Source organism: Arthrobacter sp. B0490, assembly GCF_002929355.1.
GTDB lineage: Bacteria > Actinomycetota > Actinomycetes > Actinomycetales > Micrococcaceae > Arthrobacter_D.
In genome coordinates this window covers 1-17,857 of sequence record NZ_PJIR01000010.1, presented here as the reverse complement: position 1 = coordinate 17,857, position 17,857 = coordinate 1, and the positions used below count along the sequence as shown (strand labels likewise).

Genomic DNA, 17,857 nt, shown 5'->3' with positions numbered 1-17,857 from the left:
AGGGAAGGGAAGGTCGGGTCAGCCGGTGACGGCGCCGGCGGTGAGTCCGGAGACGATGCGCTTCTGCAGCGCGAAGAACGCGAGGAGGACGGGCGCGGTCACGAGGACCGTCGCCGCCATGAGGACGCCCCAGTCGGCGATGCCGTCGTTGTTCTGCAGCAGGGTCAGCCCTACCGGCAGGGTCATCATGTCCGCGCGGTCGACGACGAGCAGTGGCCACAGGTATTCGTTCCACTCCGCGACGATCGAGACGAGCGCCACGGCGGCGATCGTGGGGGCGGAGATCGGCACGATGAAGCGCCACAGGCGCGTCCAGTGGCCGGCGCCGTCGAGTGCGGCCGCCTCGAGGATGGAGGCGGGCAGCGTGAGGAAGTGCTGGCGGAAGAGGAAGGTGCCGAAGGCGCTCGCGAGGCCGGGCACGATGATGCCCTGGTAGGTGTTGATCCAGCCGAGCTCGGCCACGAGCGTGTAGTTGGGGATGATGACGATCTGCTGCGGCACGAGCAGCGCGAAGATCACCACACCGAAGATCAGCTTCTTGAGCGGGAACTCGAGGAAGACGAGCGCATACGCGGTGGTCAGTCCCAGCATCATCTTGACGCCGGCGCCGATCACCGTGGTGATCGCGCTGTTGAGGAAGAAGTCCCCGAACGGCACGGCACTCATCGCCGATGCATAGTTGGAACCGTCCACCGTGGCGGGCAGCCACTGGATGGGCGAGGTGTAGATCTCGTCGCGTTCCTTGAAGCCTGCCAGGACCATCCAGACCAGCGGCAGGACCATGACGCCCACCGCGAGAAGCAGCGTGAGGTAGCTGCCCCACGGGGTGGGGGTCCGCCGTCGTACGGTGCCCGGTTGTGCTGTCGTGGCACCCATCAGTAGTGCACCTTCCTGTCGACGTACTTCAGTTGGGCGAAGGTCACGAGGAGCAGGACCACGAAGAGGATGGTGGCGACGGCGGACGAGTAGCCGGCACGTCCGCTCTGGAAGCCCTCCTGGTAGATCTGGTACATCATCGTGGTGGTACCCCCGAGCGGCCCGCCCTTGGTCATGGCCTGGATGATGTCGAAGGACTGCAGGGACGTCAGGAGCGTGGTGATGGCGAGGAAGAACGTGGTGGGTCCGAGCAGCGGCAGCACGATGGAGCGGAAGGACCGGAGCGGGGATGCCCCGTCGATGGACGCGGCTTCAACGAGGTCCTGCGGCACCGATTGCAGCGCGGCCAGGTAGATGAGGGCCACGTAGCCCACGTTCTTCCACAGGTACACGATGATCACCATGACGAGCGCCCACTGCGGGTCGTTGTACCAGTCGGGCGAGGCGAGGCCCACGAGCCGCAGCAGGGCCGCGGTGACGCCGAAGTTCGGGTCGAACACGAAGAGCCAGAGGAGCCCGACGGCCACACCGGAGAGCACGTAGGGCGCGACGACGACGGTCCGGGCGGCGCCCGTCCCGCGCAGCCTGCGGTTGAGGACGAGCGCGAGGAGAAGGCCGATGACCATCCCGCCGCCCACGGTGGCGAGGGTGAAGACGAGCGTGACGGCGACGATCCCGGGCGTCGTCGGGTCCGTGAACCAGTCGAGGTAGTTCTGGAACCCGACGGGCATCGCGACGGCGGACCCGATGTTCCACTGCAGCGTGGAGTAGTACAGGGACTGCAGGAGCGGCTTGTAGGTGAAGACCACCAGCAGGGCGACGTTGGGTCCCGCGAAGAGGAGGAACAGCAGCCACGCCTTCCAGGGGGTCCGGCGGTTCCGCCGGGCGGGTTCCGGGAGGGCACGGGTGCCGGGCGACGGCGGCATCCGGTCGGGAGACCGTCCCGTCCGCACCCCGGGGACCAGGGTGGTGTCGGCCACTTGTTCCATCGATCGTCCTTCGCTCTGCGTCATGAACTTCTGCAAGGCTAGGGGCGGCGGATCCCCGGGAAGCCCGGAAAGGCGGCTCTGCACGGAGTTGTGCGGCAGAGTTCACGCGGCATTAAAGGCTCCGACCTGCTGTTCTCCTGCTGGTCATCCGGGTGGACCGGACCGTGGAGGTCCCGGCCTTTCATGGGTCCGCGGTGATCGCGACGCCGATGCAGTTCGAGGACGCGGTGCCGCGTACACGGCAGGAAGCGCCGGGTGGATTGTCGGTCCACCCGGCGCTTCCGTGATCTACCGGCGGCCGGTACGGGGCGCCAGGCGCTGTACCGGGATGTCTACCTGTAGGAGATGGCAGACCCGGTGGCGGCCGACCAGGTGATGCGTCCTCCTTCGAAGTCCTGCGCCCGGACAGTGGGGCTGACCACGATCTCGTTGCTGGTCGGGTAGCCGAGCCGGCCGTTCTCCCAGCCCTGCGAGGCGTAGGCGTTGCGGATGGCCCCGTGGTTGCTGTGCGCCCCGGTAGCGGGGGACCAGTAGATGACCCCGCCCTCGAAGTTCTGGTAGACGCCGCCCTTCCTCAGTCCGACGATCTCGTTGCTGGTCGGGTAGCCGAGGAATCCGTTCTCCCAGCCCTGGCCGGCCCAGGTGGCACCGATACCGCCCCTGGTGATGCGGGCCCCGGTCGCCGGGGACCAGTGGATCGACCCGCCCTGGAAGGTCTGGTAGGCGCCGCCGTTCTTCAGTCCACCGACCTCGTTGCCGGTCGGGTAGCCGAGGCCACCGTTCTCCCAGCCCTGACCCGCCCAGGTGGAGCCGATGGCGCCGGTGGTGATGCGGGCACCGGTCGCCGGGGACCAGTGGATCGACCCGCCCTGGAAGGTCTGGTAGACGCCGCCGTTCTTCAGTCCACCGATCTCGTTGCTGGTCGGGTAGCCGAGGGACCCGTTCTCCCATCCCTGACCGGCCCAGGTGGCACCGATGGCAGCCCGGGTGACGTGCGCTCCCGTGGCCGAGGACCAGTGGATGGAACCGCCCGGGTAGTTCCGGTAGCAACCGCCGGCGGCCAGGCCGCAGGTGATCGGACCGGTCGCCGTCCCGATACCGGGAGACGCGGCCGCCGCTGCGTTGATGGCCGTGGTGGCCGCCGCGGGAATGGTTGTCGGCGTCGGCGGTGGCGTCGTCGCCGCTGCGGTGGTGAAACTCCAGCTCACCGGGGCCAGGGCGTTCCCTGCGGCATCGGTGATCCCGGCCGTCAGGTTCACCGTGTACCGGGTGCCCACCGCCAGATCAGCGGTGGGGTTCAGCGTCGCCGTGCGCGTCGCGGCATCGTACGACACCGCACCGGCCACCGCGGCGCCAGCAGGATCGGTCACCCGCAGGCTCGCTCCACTCACCCCGGACACCGCCTCGCTGAACACAGCACGGGCATCGGCCCCCACAGCCACACCGGTAGCGTCAGCCGCCGGCGTCCGTGTGCCTACCGTCGGCGCCGTCGTATCGGCCGGCACCGTCGGTGGCTCCGGCTCCGGCTCCAGGGTGGAGACCTCGACGGTTCCGTCGGTGAACTCGAGCAGCTCGACGTTGGTGATCGTGTCCGTGCCGTCATCCGTGGACCCGCCGGTGTGGGTCACCGTGGTGACTCCACCGGGGGTGGTGGTGATGTCGTACTCGGACTGCGCGCCGGAGAACACGGCGGTGTCGACCCCCGTTGGCGCGGACGGGGTGAGGATCTCTCGGACGACCTCCACCTTGCCGGGGTCCGTCCTGCCGGCCATGATGTCCGCCTGGATCTCCGTGAGGGTGTTCGCCGTACGGATCTCCGCTCCGGCGTCGTCCCTGACACTCAGGCGTACGTTGAGCCATTTGTCGCCGTCGATGACGTCGTCGGCGCCGTTGCCCCAGATCTTGTCGCTTCCGGAGCCGCCGATGATGATGTTGCCGGCATCGAACGTGGTCGCACCCTCCGGCAGGAGGTCCCTGAGTCCGCTGATCCGGGCGATGCCTTCGGCGTCGAGCACGTTGGTCAGCTCCGGGGCGTTCACCTCGACGTCCTCCTCGTCGGGGGTGGTGTCGGTGCCGCGGAGCACATCGTCCCTGTCCCAGCCCGACAGTCCTTCCACCTGGAGGAACCGGTCCCTGATCGCGTCGGGACCGTCCACCACCAGCATCCGCATGTCGGAGTCACCAGGTTCGATCGACCTGGCGTGGGTCACCCAGTCGAAGCCGTACACGCCGTGGTTGCGTTCGACACCCGGGCCGGCGACCATGACGTCGTCCCCGCCTTCGGCGTCGTAGTCGTCCTCCCCCGAGTCCCCGATCATCACGTCGTGGCCGGGGCTGTTGATGTCGTCGAAGAACGGTGCCCCGCTGTCGCCCTGCAGGAGATCGTTGGCGTTGCCACCCTCCATCCAGTCGTCTCCGCCGCCGCCGAACACCGTGTCGGGGCCGTCTCCGGCGATCACGAGGTCATCACCCTCACCGGCGAAGTGCTCGTTCCCGTTCAGGCCGCCGTTGGAGAAGTCGTCCCCGTCGGCGGACATGATGATGTCGAGGCCCGGTCCTGCATCGATGGCGTCGTTCCCGGAGCCTCCCTTCAGGACGTCGTCCCCATGGGAGTCGGTGATGCGGTCGTTGCCCTTGCCGCCGAGGACCGTGTCCGCGCCGTCCGACCCTTCGAGGATGTCGTCGCCGTCATTGCCCCAGAACGTGTCGTTGTCGATACCGCCCCAGATCCGGTCGGTGCCGGCGGTGCCGTTGTAGGTGGACTGGGCGTTGAGGCCCGGGCGGTCCACCGAATTGCTGACCCGGTACCGGATGGTCCCGTCGGCCATCTTCATCAGCAGGGCGGACTCGTTGCAGGCCGAGGCGGGGTCGTCCGCGACATTGTTGCCTGTGGTCCCCGTGATGCCGGCCAGTTCGAACTCGCAGTCCGCAACCCCGAAGACCTCGGCCTTGAGGGCGGATGCGTCGGTGTTCCTCATGATGAGTTCGGCGAAGGAGTTGCCCTCGAGTTCGGTGCGCAGGTTAAGTCCTGAGGTGCGGGACAGGTAGTACAACCGGTCGCCGTCCTGCAGGTCCGTCATCTGGCGTTCGAAGATGTAGTTGAACGTCGATCCCAGCAGGCCACCGAAGAGGTTCTGCATCTCGGCGAGGCCACCGACCCAGAGGTCGACGTCGTCGAGACCCGAGGCCGTGGTGGCCCACGTCCCGGTGCTGTTCACGAAGTCGTAGGCGTCGGCGGGCGTCGCCGGGTCGGCCACGTCCATGTCGAACAGCAGCTGGGCGGCGGCGCGCTTGCCGTCGATGGATGCCGCTCCCTTGATCGTGGGGTGCTGCCCATAGGCCGCCATGAAGTTGACGACCGAATCGGGGTGCTTCAGCCCCTGGCCGAAGTCCACCCAGCTGGTGTACGGCTTCAGGGACGACTCCCCGGTCTCCTCGTAGAGCCGGCTGCGGAGATTGTTGAGTGAAGGCACCCCGGTCTCCCGTCCGCGGGCGATGTTGAGGGCCGCGAGGTCGAGGGGCAGCCCGAGCACGTTGTTCCGCAGGGTGCTGGTGACGAACTCGTCGAGCTCGGCGCCCACCTGGTCGGTCATGCCCATGGCGATACTCCCGGCAGCCTGTTCCGGTGTCAGCGTGGCACTGCCGTTGGCGTAGTAGGCCGGCGGGTTCAGGAAGGCATCGAGGAGCGGCATGCCGATGTCCTGCCCGGTGTCGGTCTTCCTGTCCACCGTCTCGGTGAGCATCGAGTGGCCGAACCGGTAGGTCGCATGCGCGAATTCCGCCGTCACCGCGGGGTCGATCCCCGTGTCGGCCTGGGTGAAGGGATTGAAGGGGTTGAGGCCCGGCTGGATCTTGCGGGCGAACTCCTCGAAGACGAGGTGCTGGTATTCCATCTCGGTCACATACCGGGCCGCCTGGAAGAGGCGCTCACCGTTCCATTCACCGGAGCTGAGCTTCCACTCGGACAGGTCGAGGTTCAGGGAGGTCAGGAGGTCCTCCATGTACGTCACGAGGCGGTTGTGCTCGGAGTGGAACACCTGGTGGATCGCCGTCAGGCCGATGTTCTCGTTGACGCGTCCGTCTCCGGCGATGAAGTGCCTGTTCAGCATCTCGTCGTCGTAGGTGCCGGCCGGCTGGGGGCTGGTGACGGGTGTGATCGCGGTATCGCCGTCTGCGCGGAGGAGAGCGCCGGACCGTGAGTCGAACGGCGAGGCGGTGTGGGCGATGTCGTCGAGGAAGGCGATGCCGATGCGCTGGACGTCCGCCGGGGGTGCGACGGGAGCTGCGATGTCGCCCTCGACCATCGTCTTGTCCTGCTTCACGTACTGCGGAAGCCCGTTGGGGCCGCGGAGGAAGCGTCCGTACTGGTCGGTGGCGATCATGGGGATGTTCCCGATGTCGGCATCCGTCAGCTTCAGGCCGAGGAGCGTCGCCGCCTGGTCCTTGATGTCCTGCCAGGTGGCCAGGCCGCCCGGAGCGCCTTCGATGAGGTCGCCGGTCGAGGCTGGGTCGCCGTCGGCGTCCAGTGCGTATTCGCGGAGGAACACCTGGTGTGCCGGGTGCGAGGAGTAGGTCTGGCTCTGGTCCACCCACGGGGAGTTGGTGTTGGTACCGTCCTGGACGTCGTCCGCGGTCCCGAGGACGCCGTCCGGGCCGGGCTGGTTCTCGGCGCGGCTCAGCATCATGAAGTTCGTACGCCCGCCCGGGACGTAGAGCGGATCATCGGCGGCGAGTGGCATCATCACCACGCTCTTCGACTTCCTCGTGGAGTCGACGCCGTGGTCGAAGAACTGGCCGAACAGGGCGAACATGCCGTTGTAGGGCGGTGACAGGCCGAAGTCGGTGGTGACGTTGGGGATGTCGAGCGTCTCCCCTTCCTCCACGCAGTCCACGGGTACGCCGGGGGACTCGCAGGGTACGGCTGTCGGCTCGTCGTTCACCGTCCGGTGCGCGCGGCCGGCGGAGGCGATGGCCGCCGGGTTGGTGGAGGTCTGGTCGACGATCACATTGCTGATGAAACGGGCCGCCCCGTCCGTGATGTTGGTGTTGACCGACTGGTAGGACTTCCCGTCCTGGGCGGTGCGCCATTGCGGTGCTGCGAGGCGTGGGAAGGGGAGGTTGGTGGAGCCGAAGTCCTCCTGCCCCTTGATGAGGTTGTTGTCCGAGCCGTCCACGGTGCGCAGCCCATAGGGCAGCAGCGGGTTCGCGATCTGATGAGGACCTGTTCCGACCAGTGGCGCTCCCGGCACGATGTTGCCCTGGGCGTCCTCCTTGGTGGCGTGGTTCTCGGCGATCTTGATCTGCTTCAGGATGAAGCGCATGTCCCCTGCGTTGAGAGTCAGCCCCTGTCCGACCGGAGCGGCGGAGACTGCGGGTGCGAGGACCGCCGGCAGGACGCCGGAGCCGAGGACCAGCGCCACCAGCCCGGCGGTCAACCGGGTAGGGATGCTCGTCCTGGGTTGACGGCGGAACCCGCCGCCTCCTTGTTGGTCGGTGCGATGGGAACTGGACATAGTGGCTTCTCCCGTAGAGTCCCCGGCTATCCCCTTTGAGCGCCGGCTGGCTCAACCTTGGAGAAACCTTCTTGGGAAAATCTTGGGACCCCGCGGGAACGGCCCTTTCGTCCATGCCCTGCGGAGCGGACACGTGCACGGTGATCGCGGGATGCGGGATGCGGGATGCGAGGGCGCAGGATCGTCGTGCGGGACGTCGACGCACGCTCACCGGCCGGGCTGGACCAGCCCGGACGCCGCGAGCCCCGCGAGGTCGTTGAAGCTGTACAGGTGGAGCCCCGCGTAGCCCGCGCCGTCGACCGCGTCCACGAGCGGCGCCGGGTCGTAGGTCGCCGAGGAGATGAGCTGCCGCAGCACGGAGCCGGTGTCGGCGCTGCCGGCCGAGCGTTTCAGGAACCCGAGGGACTGTCCCACGCCGATCGTGCGGGCGAGCCGGAGCAGGCGCGTCATGCGCACGGGCCCGGGGATGCCAGCCCAGACGGGCAGCGTGATGCCTGCGAGGCGGAGCCGGGACGGGTAGGCGTGGACGATGTCCGGGGAGAAGCAGAGCTGCGTGACGCACCAGGACGCGAGCTCCTGCTTCGCGCGCAGCGTCCTGGCCAGCTCGTCCTCCGCCGTTCCGGGGTGGCCCTCCGGGTACGCCGCGATCCCCATGCGGAGGACCCCGCCGGAGAGGTCGGCGATGTCCTCCATGAGGGCGCCGCTCCACGCGTAGGGACCGGTGGCGGTGGCCGCGTCCCCGCCGATCACGAAGACGTCGCCGATGCCGGCGTCCAGGCACTGCGCCACGTAGCGGGAGAGTGCGGCGCGGTCCGGGACGGACCGCGCCGCGAGATGGGGGATCACGGCGTAGCCGGCGGCGGCCAGCTCCACCGCCACCTCGACCGCCTCACGCGGACCGTGGTGCGGCAGGCACGTGACGGTGACGGCGGCGGGAGCGGGCAGGTGGGCGCCGAGCCGCTGCGCGAGACCCTCCGCCGGGACGACCTCGACCCGCACCGGCAGCTCGACCGCGCTCAGATCAGCACTCCACGACGTTCAGGGCCAGGCCGCCGCGCGCGGTCTCCTTGTACTTGTCCATCATGTCCGCGCCCGTCTCGCGCATCGTCTTGATGGCGACGTCGAGGGACACGTGGTGCTGCCCGTCGCCGCGTACGGCCATCCGGGCCGCCGTGATCGCCTTCATCGCCCCGACGGCGTTCCGCTCGATGCAGGGGATCTGGACGAGCCCGCCCACGGGGTCGCACGTCAGGCCGAGGTTGTGCTCGATCCCGATCTCCGCGGCGTTCTCGACCTGCTCGGGCGTGCCTCCGAGCACCTCGGCCAGCGCTCCGGCCGCCATGGCGCACGCGGAGCCGACCTCGCCCTGGCAACCCACCTCGGCACCCGAGATGGAGGCGTTCCGCTTGAACAGCGAGCCGATCGCGGTCGCGGCGAGCAGGAAGCGCACGACGCCGTCGTCGTCGGCCCCCGGCACGAAGTCCACGTAGTACTTCAGGACCGCCGGGATGATCCCTGCGGCACCGTTGGTCGGCGCCGTGACCACGCGTCCGCCCGCCGCGTTCTCCTCGTTGACGGCGAGGGCGAAGAGCGTGACCCACTCCATGGTGCCGAGCCGGTCCGTCGGGTCGTCCGCCTTCTCCAGCAGCTGGCGCTGCCGCTCGGCCCGCCGGCGCACGCTGAGGCCCCCGGGGAGGATGCCGCCCGTGGTGGTACCACGCCGGATCGTGTCCTGCATGACCGCCCAGATCTCCAGCAGACCCGTGCGTACCGCGGCCTCCGAGCGCCAGGACAGCTCGTTGGCGAGGACGACGTCGGAGAAGGACCATCCCGTGACCCGGCAGATGCCGAGCAGCTGGTCCGCGGTGTCGAAGGGGTGGGAGAGCGGTACGGGCGTCAGATCGGCGATCTCGGCTCCGATCTGGTCCTCGTCGAGGACGAATCCGCCCCCGACCGAGAAGTATTCCCTTGTCCGCATAATTGCCCCCTCAGGCGAATATGCCGTGAAACGCATGCCATTGGTGTGGTAGTCGAGGCGCTGTCCGCGGTGCAGCACCACATCCGTCTCCGGGTCGAGGCCGATCGGGTGCTCCGCCGCGAGATTCAGGGACCGATACTTCCCGATGTGGGCGACGCGCGCATCGGCCGACGTCGGATCCACGAGGTGCGGCTGCTCCCCCTCGAGCCCGAGGAGCACCGCCTTGACCGTGCCGTGGCCGTGGCCGGTCACGCCGAGCGAGCCGAAGAGGTCCACCTGCACGCGGTGCACCCCGGGCAGGAGCCGGTCCGCGCGGAGCAGTTCCGTGAAGAGGTAGGCGGCGGTCATCGGCCCCCCGGTGTGTGAACTGGAGGGCCCGATGCCGATCTTGAAGAGGTCGAACGCGCTGATGGTCACTGCCCGGTACCGGCGGCCTTCTCGCGCTTGTAGAACGGCGTGGGGATGACGGTGAACGGTTCGGGGCGGCCGCGGAGGTCCACCTGCACCTCCGTGCCGACCGCGGCATAGGCCGCGTCCACGTAGGCGAGCGCCACGGGGTAGCCCAGGGTGGGGCTCGGCAGGCCGGACGTCACGGTACCGACGCGCGTACCGTCGACGACGACGTCGTACCCGGCGCGCGCGGAGCGGCGGCCCACGGCACGCAGGCCCACCAGACGCCGCGCGGGCTCGACGGACTTGAGCGGCTCGAGTACGGAGCGTCCCACGAAGTCGTCGGTCTTCCTGGTGCTGACGACGGGCCCGAGCCCGGCCTCGAAGGGATTCAGGTCGAGGCCGAGCTCGTGCCCGTAGAGGGGCATGCCGGCCTCGAGCCGGAGGGAGTCGCGGGCCGCGAGGCCGCACGGCAGCAGCCCGTGCTCGGTACCGGCCTTCAGCGCGGCGTCCCAGAGGCGGACGGCGAGGTTGCTGCCGATGAAGATCTCGAAGCCGTCCTCGCCCGTGTAGCCCGTGCGCGCCAGGAGGACGGGCAGCCCGGCGAGCTCGAGCTCCACGGCGGCGTAGTACCTGAGGTCACGGATGGCCTCGGCATCCTCCGGCAGGGCCAGGTCGAGGAGCACCGCCTCGGCCGTGGGACCCTGCACGGCGATGAGGGCCGTGGCCTCGGACTGGTCCTCGACGGCGACGTCGAAGCCCTTGGACCTCAACCGCAGTTCCTCGGCGACGACGAGCGCGTTGGAGGCGTTGGGCACCACGAGGAACGTGTCCTCGGCGAGCCGGTACGTGATGAGGTCGTCGATCACCCCTCCCTCGGCGTTGCAGATCAGGGAGTACTTGGCCTTGCCCACCGCGATGACCGCGAGATTGCCGACGAGGGCGTAGTTCAGGAACGCGCCGGCCTGGGGTCCGCTGACGAGGACCTCACCCATGTGGGACAGGTCGAAGAGGCCCGCGGCCTTCCGGACGGTGTGGTGCTCCTCCAGTTCGCTCCGGTACTTCAGGGGCATCTGCCACCCGCCGAAGTCGGTGAAGGACGCTCCGTGCGCCTCATGCTGGGTGTACAGGGCCGTGTGCTTGCTCTGCTCGCTCATGGGGGCTGGGTTCCTAGTCTTCGAAGGCTTCGATGGGCGGGCAGGAGCAGACGAGGTTGCGGTCGCCGTGGGCGCCGTCGATCCTGCGCACCGGCGGGAAGTACTTGTCGTGGCGGAGGGACCGCAGCGGGTACGCGGCGAGCTCCCGCGGGTATGCCTGCGTCCACTCGTCGGCGACGAGCACCTGCGCCGTGTGGGGTGCCTGGCGCAGGGGGCTCTCCTCGATGCCGAACTCGCCGGACGCCACGCGATCGATCTCGCCCCGGATGGCGATCATCGCGTCGACGAAGCGGTCCAGTTCGGCGAGGTCCTCAGACTCCGTCGGTTCGACCATGAGTGTTCCCGCCACGGGGAAGGACAGGGTGGGAGCATGGAAGCCGTAGTCGATGAGGCGCTTGGCCACGTCCTCGGCAGTCACCCCGGTGGCCGCGGTGAGGGGGCGCAGGTCCAGGATGCACTCGTGCGCCACGAGGCCCTGCGCACCGGTGTAGAGCACGGGGAAGTGCTCGGTCAGGCGTGCGGCCACGTAGTTGGCGGCGAGCAGGGCGTGCGCCGTCGCGCTCGTGAGGCCCTCGGACCCCATGAGAGCGACGTACGCCCAGGAGATCGGCAGGACGCCGGCGGAGCCGTACATCGACCCGGAGACGGGCGTGCCACCCTCGGCGTCGGGTCCGCCGTCCGTGGCGATGTCGCGGTTCGCGTCGCCCGGCAGGAACGGGGCCAGGTGGGCGGCGACGGCGACCGGGCCGACACCGGGGCCGCCGCCGCCGTGCGGGATGCAGAACGTCTTGTGGAGGTTCAGGTGGGAGACGTCGCCGCCGAACTCGCCGGGCTGGGCGAGGCCCACGAGTGCGTTGAGGTTGGCGCCGTCGATGTACACCTGGCCGCCGGCGTCGTGCACCTTCTCACAGACCCATCGCACGTCCTCCTCGAACACGCCGTGCGTCGAGGGGTAGGTGATCATGATGGCCGAGAGGTTCTCGGCGTGCTGCTCGATCTTCGCGAGCAGGTCGTCGTGGTCGATGTTGCCGTTCGAAGCGGTGCCGACCACGACCACCTTCATGCCGGCCAGCACGGCGGACGCGGCATTGGTGCCGTGCGCGGAGGACGGGATGAGGCAGATGGTCCGGTTCTCGTCGCCGCGCGAGCGGTGGTAGCCGCGGATGGCGAGGAGCCCTGCGAGTTCGCCCTGCGAACCGGCATTGGGCTGGAGCGACACCTGCGCGTAGCCGGTGATCTCCGAAAGCCGTTCCTCGAGGTCGGTGATCAGCTCACGCCAGCCCTCCGTCTGGCTCTCGGGCGCGAAGGGGTGGATGGACGCGAACTCGGGCCACGAGATGGACTCCATCTCCACCGTGGCGTTGAGCTTCATGGTGCAGGAGCCCAGCGGGATCATGGTGCGGTCCAGCGCGAGGTCCCTGTCCGAGAGCCTCCGCAGGTACCGGAGCATCGCGGTCTCGGAGCGGTGCCGCGAGAACACGGGGTGGGTCATGAAGGCGGAGGTGCGATGCAGGTCCCCGGGGATACGCTCGCCGTGCGTCGCCGTGGCGTCGGCGGTCCCGCCGAACACGCCGGCGATCGCCGCGACGTGCTCCGGCGTCGTCGTCTCGTCGCACGAGATCCCGAGGTGGTCGGCGTCCACGCGGCGGAGGTTGTAGCCCTGCGCCTCGGCGGCGTCCGCGTACTCGGCGGCCCTGCCGGGTACGCGGACCAGGACGGTGTCGAAGAACGCCTCGTGCACGACGGCGGCGTCCGTCCCGTCGAGGGCCGCGGCGAGCGCGGCGGCGCGCTGGTGCGCGGTCCGGGCGATCGCCTTCAGACCCTCGGGGCCGTGGTAGACGGCGTACATGGACGCGACGATCGCGAGCAGCGCCTGCGCGGTGCAGATGTTGCTCGTGGCCTTCTCGCGGCGGATGTGCTGCTCGCGGGTCTGCAGGGCGAGGCGGTAGGCCGGTGCGCCGTCGGCGTCCTTCGAGACACCCACGAGGCGGCCGGGCAGCATGCGCTCGAGGCCCTTCCGGACCGCCATGTACGCGGCGTGCGGACCTCCGAAGAAGAGGGGCACCCCGAAGCGCTGTGCCGAGCCGACGGCGATGTCCGCGCCCTGCTCGCCCGGCGCGGTGATGAGGGTGAGGGCGAGGAGGTCGGCGGCCACTGTGACGAGAGCGCCGCGCTCCTTCGCCGCGCCGATGACGGCGGCGTGGTTCCGCAGGGCGCCGGAGGCACCGGGCTGCTGGAGGACGACACCGTTGATGTCACCGTCGGGCAGTCCGTCCGAGAGGTCGGCGATCTCGACGTCGAACCCGAGGGCCTCGGCGCGGCCGCGGACGACCGCGACCGTCTGCGGGAGGGCGTCGGCGTCGATGACGGTGCGGCCCTTGTTCTTGCCGGAGCGGCGCATGAGGAGCACGGCCTCGGCGACGGCGGAGGCTTCGTCGAGCAGTGAGGCGTTGGCGATGTCGAGGCCCGTGAGGTCCTGCACCATGGTCTGGAAGTTCAGGAGGGCTTCGAGGCGGCCCTGCGAGATCTCCGGCTGGTAGGGCGTGTAGGCCGTGTACCAGGCGGGGGACTCGAGGACGTTGCGGCGGATCACCGGCGGGGTCACGGTGTCGAAGTAGCCCTGGCCGATCATCTGGACGGCGGTGCGGTTGCGGCCTGCGATGCGCCGGAGCTGTGCCAGCACCTCGGTCTCGCTCAGGGCACCGGGCAGGTCGAGCGGCCGGTCGAGGCGGATGCTGGCGGGGACGGCCATGTCCACGAGCTTCTCGAGGCTCGGGTACCCGAGGACCTCGAGCATCTTCCCGGCATCGGACGTGCGCGGACCGATATGGCGATCGGCGAAGGTCGAGGCGATGCCGGATGCGGGATCGGTGGCGATACCGGATGCCGTGTCGGGGGTGGCGGTCATGGGAACTCCGTACGTCAGATGGGAGCGCGGGCGCGCGTGCCTGGTCGGGTTCCTCCCCGCTCTGTGTGGGACCTGAGAGTTTCCGCAGGGCTCCGCGCCTGCTTGCACCGTCGGTGAGCGCCGGTGGATACCCGGGCTGCTTTCCAGAGTTGCCTAGCCGCAGCGGTACTTTCGCCTGAGAGATTCCTGGGGAGGATTTGCTCCTACGGCGCCTACCGGTGTTGAGTCAACGGCAGAACTCTCCCGCTGCAGATCGATGGCGTATTCAGTTGGGTGGTGCGCGGCTGTGAGCCGCCCCACAGCTTACCGCGCCGGACGGACGCGAGGCAAAGGTGCCGGTGACGGCGGCGGAACACTACCCGAGGCTGCAGCGTCCGGGGAAGAGGCGCCCGGAAAGCCCGGCAGAGGCCGCCTCCGGGGAACCGGCACTAGCGTGAGATCATCCGCACCTCCAGCACCAGGAGTATCGATGATGATCTTCCGCCGCCGTTCGGCCGCCGCCGTCGTCCTGATGCTCGTCGGCGGGATCCTGTCCGCACCGCCGGCGAGCGCGGCCGGGCCCTCCTACGTCGCCCTCGGGGATTCCTACTCCTCCGGTACGGGCACGCGCGCGTATCTCGTGGACGGCTCGTCCTGCCAGCGCTCCGTGTACGCGTACCCCTCGCTCGTCGCGAGCGCCAGGGGCTACGTCCTGAACCTCCGCGCCTGTTCGGGAGCCACCATCGCCGACGTCGCCGCCACCCAGCTCGGCGCCCTCACCCCGACCACGGCGTACGTCTCCCTCAGCGTCGGCGGGAACGACGCCGCCTTCGTGGACGTGCTGACCGAATGCGCGAAGCCCGCCTGGATGAGCGACTGCACCGCCGCGATCGACCGGGCACAGGCCGTCATCACGAGTCGGCTGCCCGCCGGCCTCTCCTCGCTCTACCGGCAGATCCGGACGCGGGCCCCGCAGGCGAGGGTCGCCGTCGCGGGCTACCCGCGGATCTTCAACGGTGAGGACTGCAACGCGGCCACCTGGTTCTCGCCCGCCGAGGAGGTACGCCTGAACGCGACGGCGGACCTGCTGAACCACACGACGGCGACGGCCGCTGCCGCCGCGGGCTTCACCTTCCGCGCGCCGGCGTTCACCGGGCACGCGGTGTGCGACGACGTCGAATGGGTGAACGGGCTCTCGAACCCCGTCTCGGATTCCTACCACCCGAACCGGGCGGGGCACGCCTCGGGGTACGTCCCCCTGATGGGTTCATCGCTGACGGGGAGCCCGGTCGGCGTGACGCCGGGGACAGTGCAGGCCGCCGAGCTGTCGGCACCCGCGCTCGCACGGCAGCAGGCCGCCCACGCCGTCCAGGACTCGCGCATCCGGCCGGAGCGGTTCGTCCTGCCGGACCTCAAGAGCGCTGCGGCCCGGACTGCGGCGGCGCGTGCCGGCGTCGATCTCGCCGATCCTGCGAGCATCGATCGGGCCGACCGTGCGGTGGAAGCCCGGCAGCTCGCCCGCCAGGGCCGCCCGGACCGATGAGTTCCGGGGCCCCGACACGTCCGAAAGGTACCGACGAGGGAGACGAGGGACGAAATGGACGGACGGACAGCCGTGGACGCGGTTCTGGAGGGCTACGCGGCGGCGGTGCTGGCGAAGGACCGCGACGGACTCGTGGCCCACTACAGCGACGACGCCCGCGTCTTCGACCTGTGGAGCACCTGGAGCTACGAGGGCAGGGAATCGTGGCAGGGCGCGATCGACGAGTGGTTCGGGTCCCTGGGTGACCAGGAGGTGCACGTCGGGTTCGACGACGTACGGTCGGTGGTCACGGACGACCTCGCGACGGTCTCCGCCATCATCACCTACCGGGAGGTCGACGACGGCGGCGCGATGCGGGACTCCCTGCAGAACCGCCTGACCTGGGTGCTGCGGCGCTCCGGCGACACATGGCGGATCATCCACGAGCACACCTCGGCACCGATCGACGGCGGGACGATGAAGGTCATCCTCCAGCGCTGAGCCCTGTTCCGTGGGGCTGCCGGAGGGTCGATCGGTGGAGCGCAGGAGTAAAATATGCCTCCCGAGAGGAATCAGGTGCCTGATGGACATCCATCGCAACCACCGTAAGCAAGCTGACCGCACCCGCACAGCGCCCTCCCCCTCGCAGCAGAGGGCGAAGGCCCGGACCTCGTTCTTCGACGGGCTCGATACTGCTGCCCGGTCGTTCCTCGGACCGGCGGACCGCACGGACGGGGATCGTCCGGTCGTCCACCTGCACGACGCCGCCGAGGACACCGCGGACGCGACGCTCGAGTCCATCGAGATCCGAACGGATTCCGCCGGCCACCACTACGGCCAGCGCAAAGCGCCGCTGCACCGTCCCGGGCCCGGATAGCACGGGCGGATCCCGGGCACGACGTCCCGGTCAGCGGACGACGAGGACGTTCCCCTTGGCGTGGTGCAGCACGGCGTGGACCGTGGATCCGAGGCGGGCGCCGAGGGTGTTGTTGCCCTTCGCCCCGAGTACCACGCACAGGGCCCCGCGCGTGTGGTGGACGATGACACCGGGTACCGAGTGTTCGGCGAACGAGTCCTCGATGACGGTCAGATCGGTGTCGCCGGGCAGGAGGTTCAGGGCCCGCTGGATGACGGGGTCGCTCTCGAGGTCGGCGAGCCGGGCGGCGGCATGTCGACTGTAGGGGCGGACGTGCAGGATACGCAGCTGGGCGTGCAGGGTGACCGCCAGCTGTGCTGCCGCGACGACGGCGCGGTCGCTCTCGGGGGATCCGTCGACCGCCACCAGGACGTCGCTCCCGGCGGGCCGATCGTCGCGGATGACCGCGATGGGGCACGACGCGGTGGCGGCCAGATGCAGGCTGACCGACCCGAGGAGCAGGCCGGCGAAACCTCCGAGCCCGCGGGTGCCGGTGACGAGCAGGGAGGCTCCCGCCGATAGCCTGGTGAGCACCTCCGAGGGGAAGCCGACGACGAGCCGTTCGCGCGCGTGGACGTCGGGCTCGGCCTGTCGGGCGAGGTCGAGGCCCTCGACGGCCATCCGCTCCGCGGCGCTCTGCAGGCCGCTGTCCTTCACGGCCGGGACCGGGCCGAGGTCCTGCGTGAAGAACGGCCAGACCCAGCAGTGCACGACGACGAGGCCCAGGCCTACGGCCGCTGCGTGGTGGGCCGCCCACTGGACGGCGAGCCGGGAGCCGTCCGAGCCGTCGTAGCCGACGATCACTGGTTCGGCCGGGATGCCGGCCGGGTTCATGCTGATGTTCGGGCGGGCGGCAGGGGTGTGGTGGCACCCTCGGCGAGGTGGAGGGCGCCGTGGGAGACGAGGACCGGGCACTGCGCCCGCTCTGCCAGGGCGGAGCTGACGGACCCCAGGAGCAGCCCGGCGAACCCGCCGTGACCGCGGGAGCCGACGACGACCATCGCGGCATGCCTGCTCTCCTGGACGAGGACCTCCACGGCGAGGCCGCGCACCACCCTGCGCTCGATGGGAGGAGTCCCCTCGGGGAACGCCTCGGTCACCGCCTGGTCCAGTGCCTTGCGGGCGAGTCCCTCGTAGTCGTGCTCCATGGGCGGTGAGTAGCGGCCGAAGGCGATGGGGTGCTGCCATACCGCGAGCGCGTGGATGGTGTCACCGGCGAGGGGCATGAGGCTGACGGCGAGCTGCAGTGCAGCGATCGACGACGGGGAACCATCGACCCCGACGACGATGACTCGCGCGGGGGAGGTGGCGGATGCGTCCATGATGGCTCCTTTGCTGGGCGGGATGCTGCTCCTTCGATCGTCACGGGTTCCGGAAGGGGCAGGTAGGGCCATACGTCCCCTCAATGCAAGGGGACGCAAGACCCTGTCGGACCCGGCCGAGGGGGGTCATGCTGTTAGTCGGTGCCATCGGTGCCATCGGGGGATCAGGACGGGCCACGAGCTGGATGGGACTGCAGGGATGCGCGACGCGGACGATGTGGATCAGCAGATGAAGGACGTCACGGTGTTCATCCTCGATGACCACGAACTGGTCCGGCGGGGCTTACGGGAACTGCTGGAGGCCGAA

General features: G+C 69.5%; 12 protein-coding genes and 1 riboswitch. Of the genes, 3 read left to right on the top strand and 9 right to left on the bottom strand.

Going from position 1 to position 17,857, the window contains the following annotated elements; genetic code table 11:
* Positions 1 to 18: 18 nt before the first annotated feature.
* The 7 genes from CXQ97_RS14340 to gcvP form a co-directional block, all read right to left on the bottom strand.
* The gene (locus CXQ97_RS14340) at positions 19 to 876 is read right to left on the bottom strand and encodes a carbohydrate ABC transporter permease (RefSeq protein WP_104181555.1); all 858 of its coding nucleotides are present in this window, start codon (positions 874 to 876) and stop codon (positions 19 to 21) included.
* Positions 876 to 1,865 (bottom strand): carbohydrate ABC transporter permease, encoded by a 990-nt coding sequence (locus CXQ97_RS14335; RefSeq protein WP_104181554.1) that lies wholly within the window; start codon positions 1,863 to 1,865, stop codon positions 876 to 878. The genes CXQ97_RS14340 and CXQ97_RS14335 overlap by 1 nt, the downstream gene beginning before the upstream one ends.
* A gap of 332 nt (positions 1,866 to 2,197) precedes the next feature.
* Positions 2,198 to 7,378, bottom strand: a complete 5,181-nt coding sequence (locus CXQ97_RS14325) for a peroxidase family protein (RefSeq protein ID WP_181035082.1) — start codon at positions 7,376 to 7,378, stop codon at positions 2,198 to 2,200.
* Positions 7,379 to 7,585: 207 nt separating this feature from the next.
* The gene (locus tag CXQ97_RS14320; protein ID WP_181035081.1) at positions 7,586 to 8,377 is read right to left on the bottom strand and encodes a methylenetetrahydrofolate reductase; all 792 of its coding nucleotides are present in this window, start codon (positions 8,375 to 8,377) and stop codon (positions 7,586 to 7,588) included.
* 22 nt (positions 8,378 to 8,399) lie between these two features.
* Positions 8,400 to 9,773 carry an L-serine ammonia-lyase gene (locus CXQ97_RS14315; protein ID WP_104181552.1) on the bottom strand — a complete coding sequence of 458 codons (1,374 nt, stop codon included), beginning with the start codon at positions 9,771 to 9,773 and terminating at the stop codon, positions 8,400 to 8,402.
* Positions 9,770 to 10,903, bottom strand: coding sequence for a glycine cleavage system aminomethyltransferase GcvT (gcvT, locus tag CXQ97_RS14310; protein WP_104181551.1), 1,134 nt, complete (start codon positions 10,901 to 10,903; stop codon positions 9,770 to 9,772). The genes CXQ97_RS14315 and gcvT overlap by 4 nt, the downstream gene beginning before the upstream one ends.
* 13 nt (positions 10,904 to 10,916) lie before the next feature.
* Positions 10,917 to 13,811: an aminomethyl-transferring glycine dehydrogenase gene (gene gcvP / locus CXQ97_RS14305; protein WP_104181550.1), complete on the bottom strand. Its 2,895-nt coding sequence runs from the start codon at positions 13,809 to 13,811 to the stop codon at positions 10,917 to 10,919.
* A 153-nt stretch (positions 13,812 to 13,964) separates the two neighbouring features.
* Positions 13,965 to 14,067: riboswitch (glycine riboswitch) on the bottom strand.
* A 213-nt stretch (positions 14,068 to 14,280) separates the two neighbouring features.
* On the opposite strand from gcvP, the gene CXQ97_RS14300 reads away from it, so the two are divergent.
* The 3 genes from CXQ97_RS14300 (at position 14,281) to CXQ97_RS14290 (ending at position 16,189) form a co-directional block, all read left to right on the top strand.
* Positions 14,281 to 15,333 (top strand): SGNH/GDSL hydrolase family protein, encoded by a 1,053-nt coding sequence (locus CXQ97_RS14300; protein ID WP_104181549.1) that lies wholly within the window; start codon positions 14,281 to 14,283, stop codon positions 15,331 to 15,333.
* A 54-nt stretch (positions 15,334 to 15,387) separates the two neighbouring features.
* Positions 15,388 to 15,813, top strand: coding sequence for an SgcJ/EcaC family oxidoreductase (locus CXQ97_RS14295; protein WP_104181548.1), 426 nt, complete (start codon positions 15,388 to 15,390; stop codon positions 15,811 to 15,813).
* Positions 15,814 to 15,895: 82 nt separating this feature from the next.
* Complete coding sequence (locus CXQ97_RS14290) at positions 15,896 to 16,189, top strand: hypothetical protein (protein ID WP_104181547.1); 294 nt, start codon at positions 15,896 to 15,898, stop codon at positions 16,187 to 16,189.
* Between the two features lie 30 nt (positions 16,190 to 16,219).
* On the opposite strand, the gene CXQ97_RS14285 is transcribed toward CXQ97_RS14290, so the two are convergent.
* Both CXQ97_RS14285 and CXQ97_RS14280 read right to left on the bottom strand, forming a co-directional pair.
* Complete coding sequence (locus CXQ97_RS14285; RefSeq protein ID WP_104181546.1) at positions 16,220 to 17,062, bottom strand: universal stress protein; 843 nt, start codon at positions 17,060 to 17,062, stop codon at positions 16,220 to 16,222.
* Positions 17,059 to 17,550 carry a universal stress protein gene (locus CXQ97_RS14280; protein WP_104181545.1) on the bottom strand — a complete coding sequence of 164 codons (492 nt, stop codon included), beginning with the start codon at positions 17,548 to 17,550 and terminating at the stop codon, positions 17,059 to 17,061. Before CXQ97_RS14280 ends, CXQ97_RS14285 begins: the two co-directional genes overlap by 4 nt.
* Positions 17,551 to 17,857 lie beyond the last annotated feature (307 nt).

Bases quoted from the DNA above. Each gene is read 5' to 3' on its own strand.
- CXQ97_RS14340 (WP_104181555.1), bottom strand. From the start codon at position 876: ATGGGTGCCACGACAGCACAACCGGGCACCGTACGACGGCGGACCCCC.
- CXQ97_RS14335 (WP_104181554.1), bottom strand. From the start codon at position 1,865: ATGGAACAAGTGGCCGACACCACCCTGGTCCCCGGGGTGCGGACGGGA.
- CXQ97_RS14325 (WP_181035082.1), bottom strand. From the start codon at position 7,378: ATGTCCAGTTCCCATCGCACCGACCAACAAGGAGGCGGCGGGTTCCGC.
- gcvT (WP_104181551.1), bottom strand. From the start codon at position 10,903: ATGAGCGAGCAGAGCAAGCACACGGCCCTGTACACCCAGCATGAGGCG.
- gcvP (WP_104181550.1), bottom strand. From the start codon at position 13,811: ATGACCGCCACCCCCGACACGGCATCCGGTATCGCCACCGATCCCGCA.
- CXQ97_RS14300 (WP_104181549.1), top strand. From the start codon at position 14,281: ATGATGATCTTCCGCCGCCGTTCGGCCGCCGCCGTCGTCCTGATGCTC.
- CXQ97_RS14295 (WP_104181548.1), top strand. From the start codon at position 15,388: ATGGACGGACGGACAGCCGTGGACGCGGTTCTGGAGGGCTACGCGGCG.
- CXQ97_RS14290 (WP_104181547.1), top strand. From the start codon at position 15,896: ATGGACATCCATCGCAACCACCGTAAGCAAGCTGACCGCACCCGCACA.
- CXQ97_RS14285 (WP_104181546.1), bottom strand. From the start codon at position 17,062: ATGAACCCGGCCGGCATCCCGGCCGAACCAGTGATCGTCGGCTACGAC.
- CXQ97_RS14280 (WP_104181545.1), bottom strand. From the start codon at position 17,550: ATGGACGCATCCGCCACCTCCCCCGCGCGAGTCATCGTCGTCGGGGTC.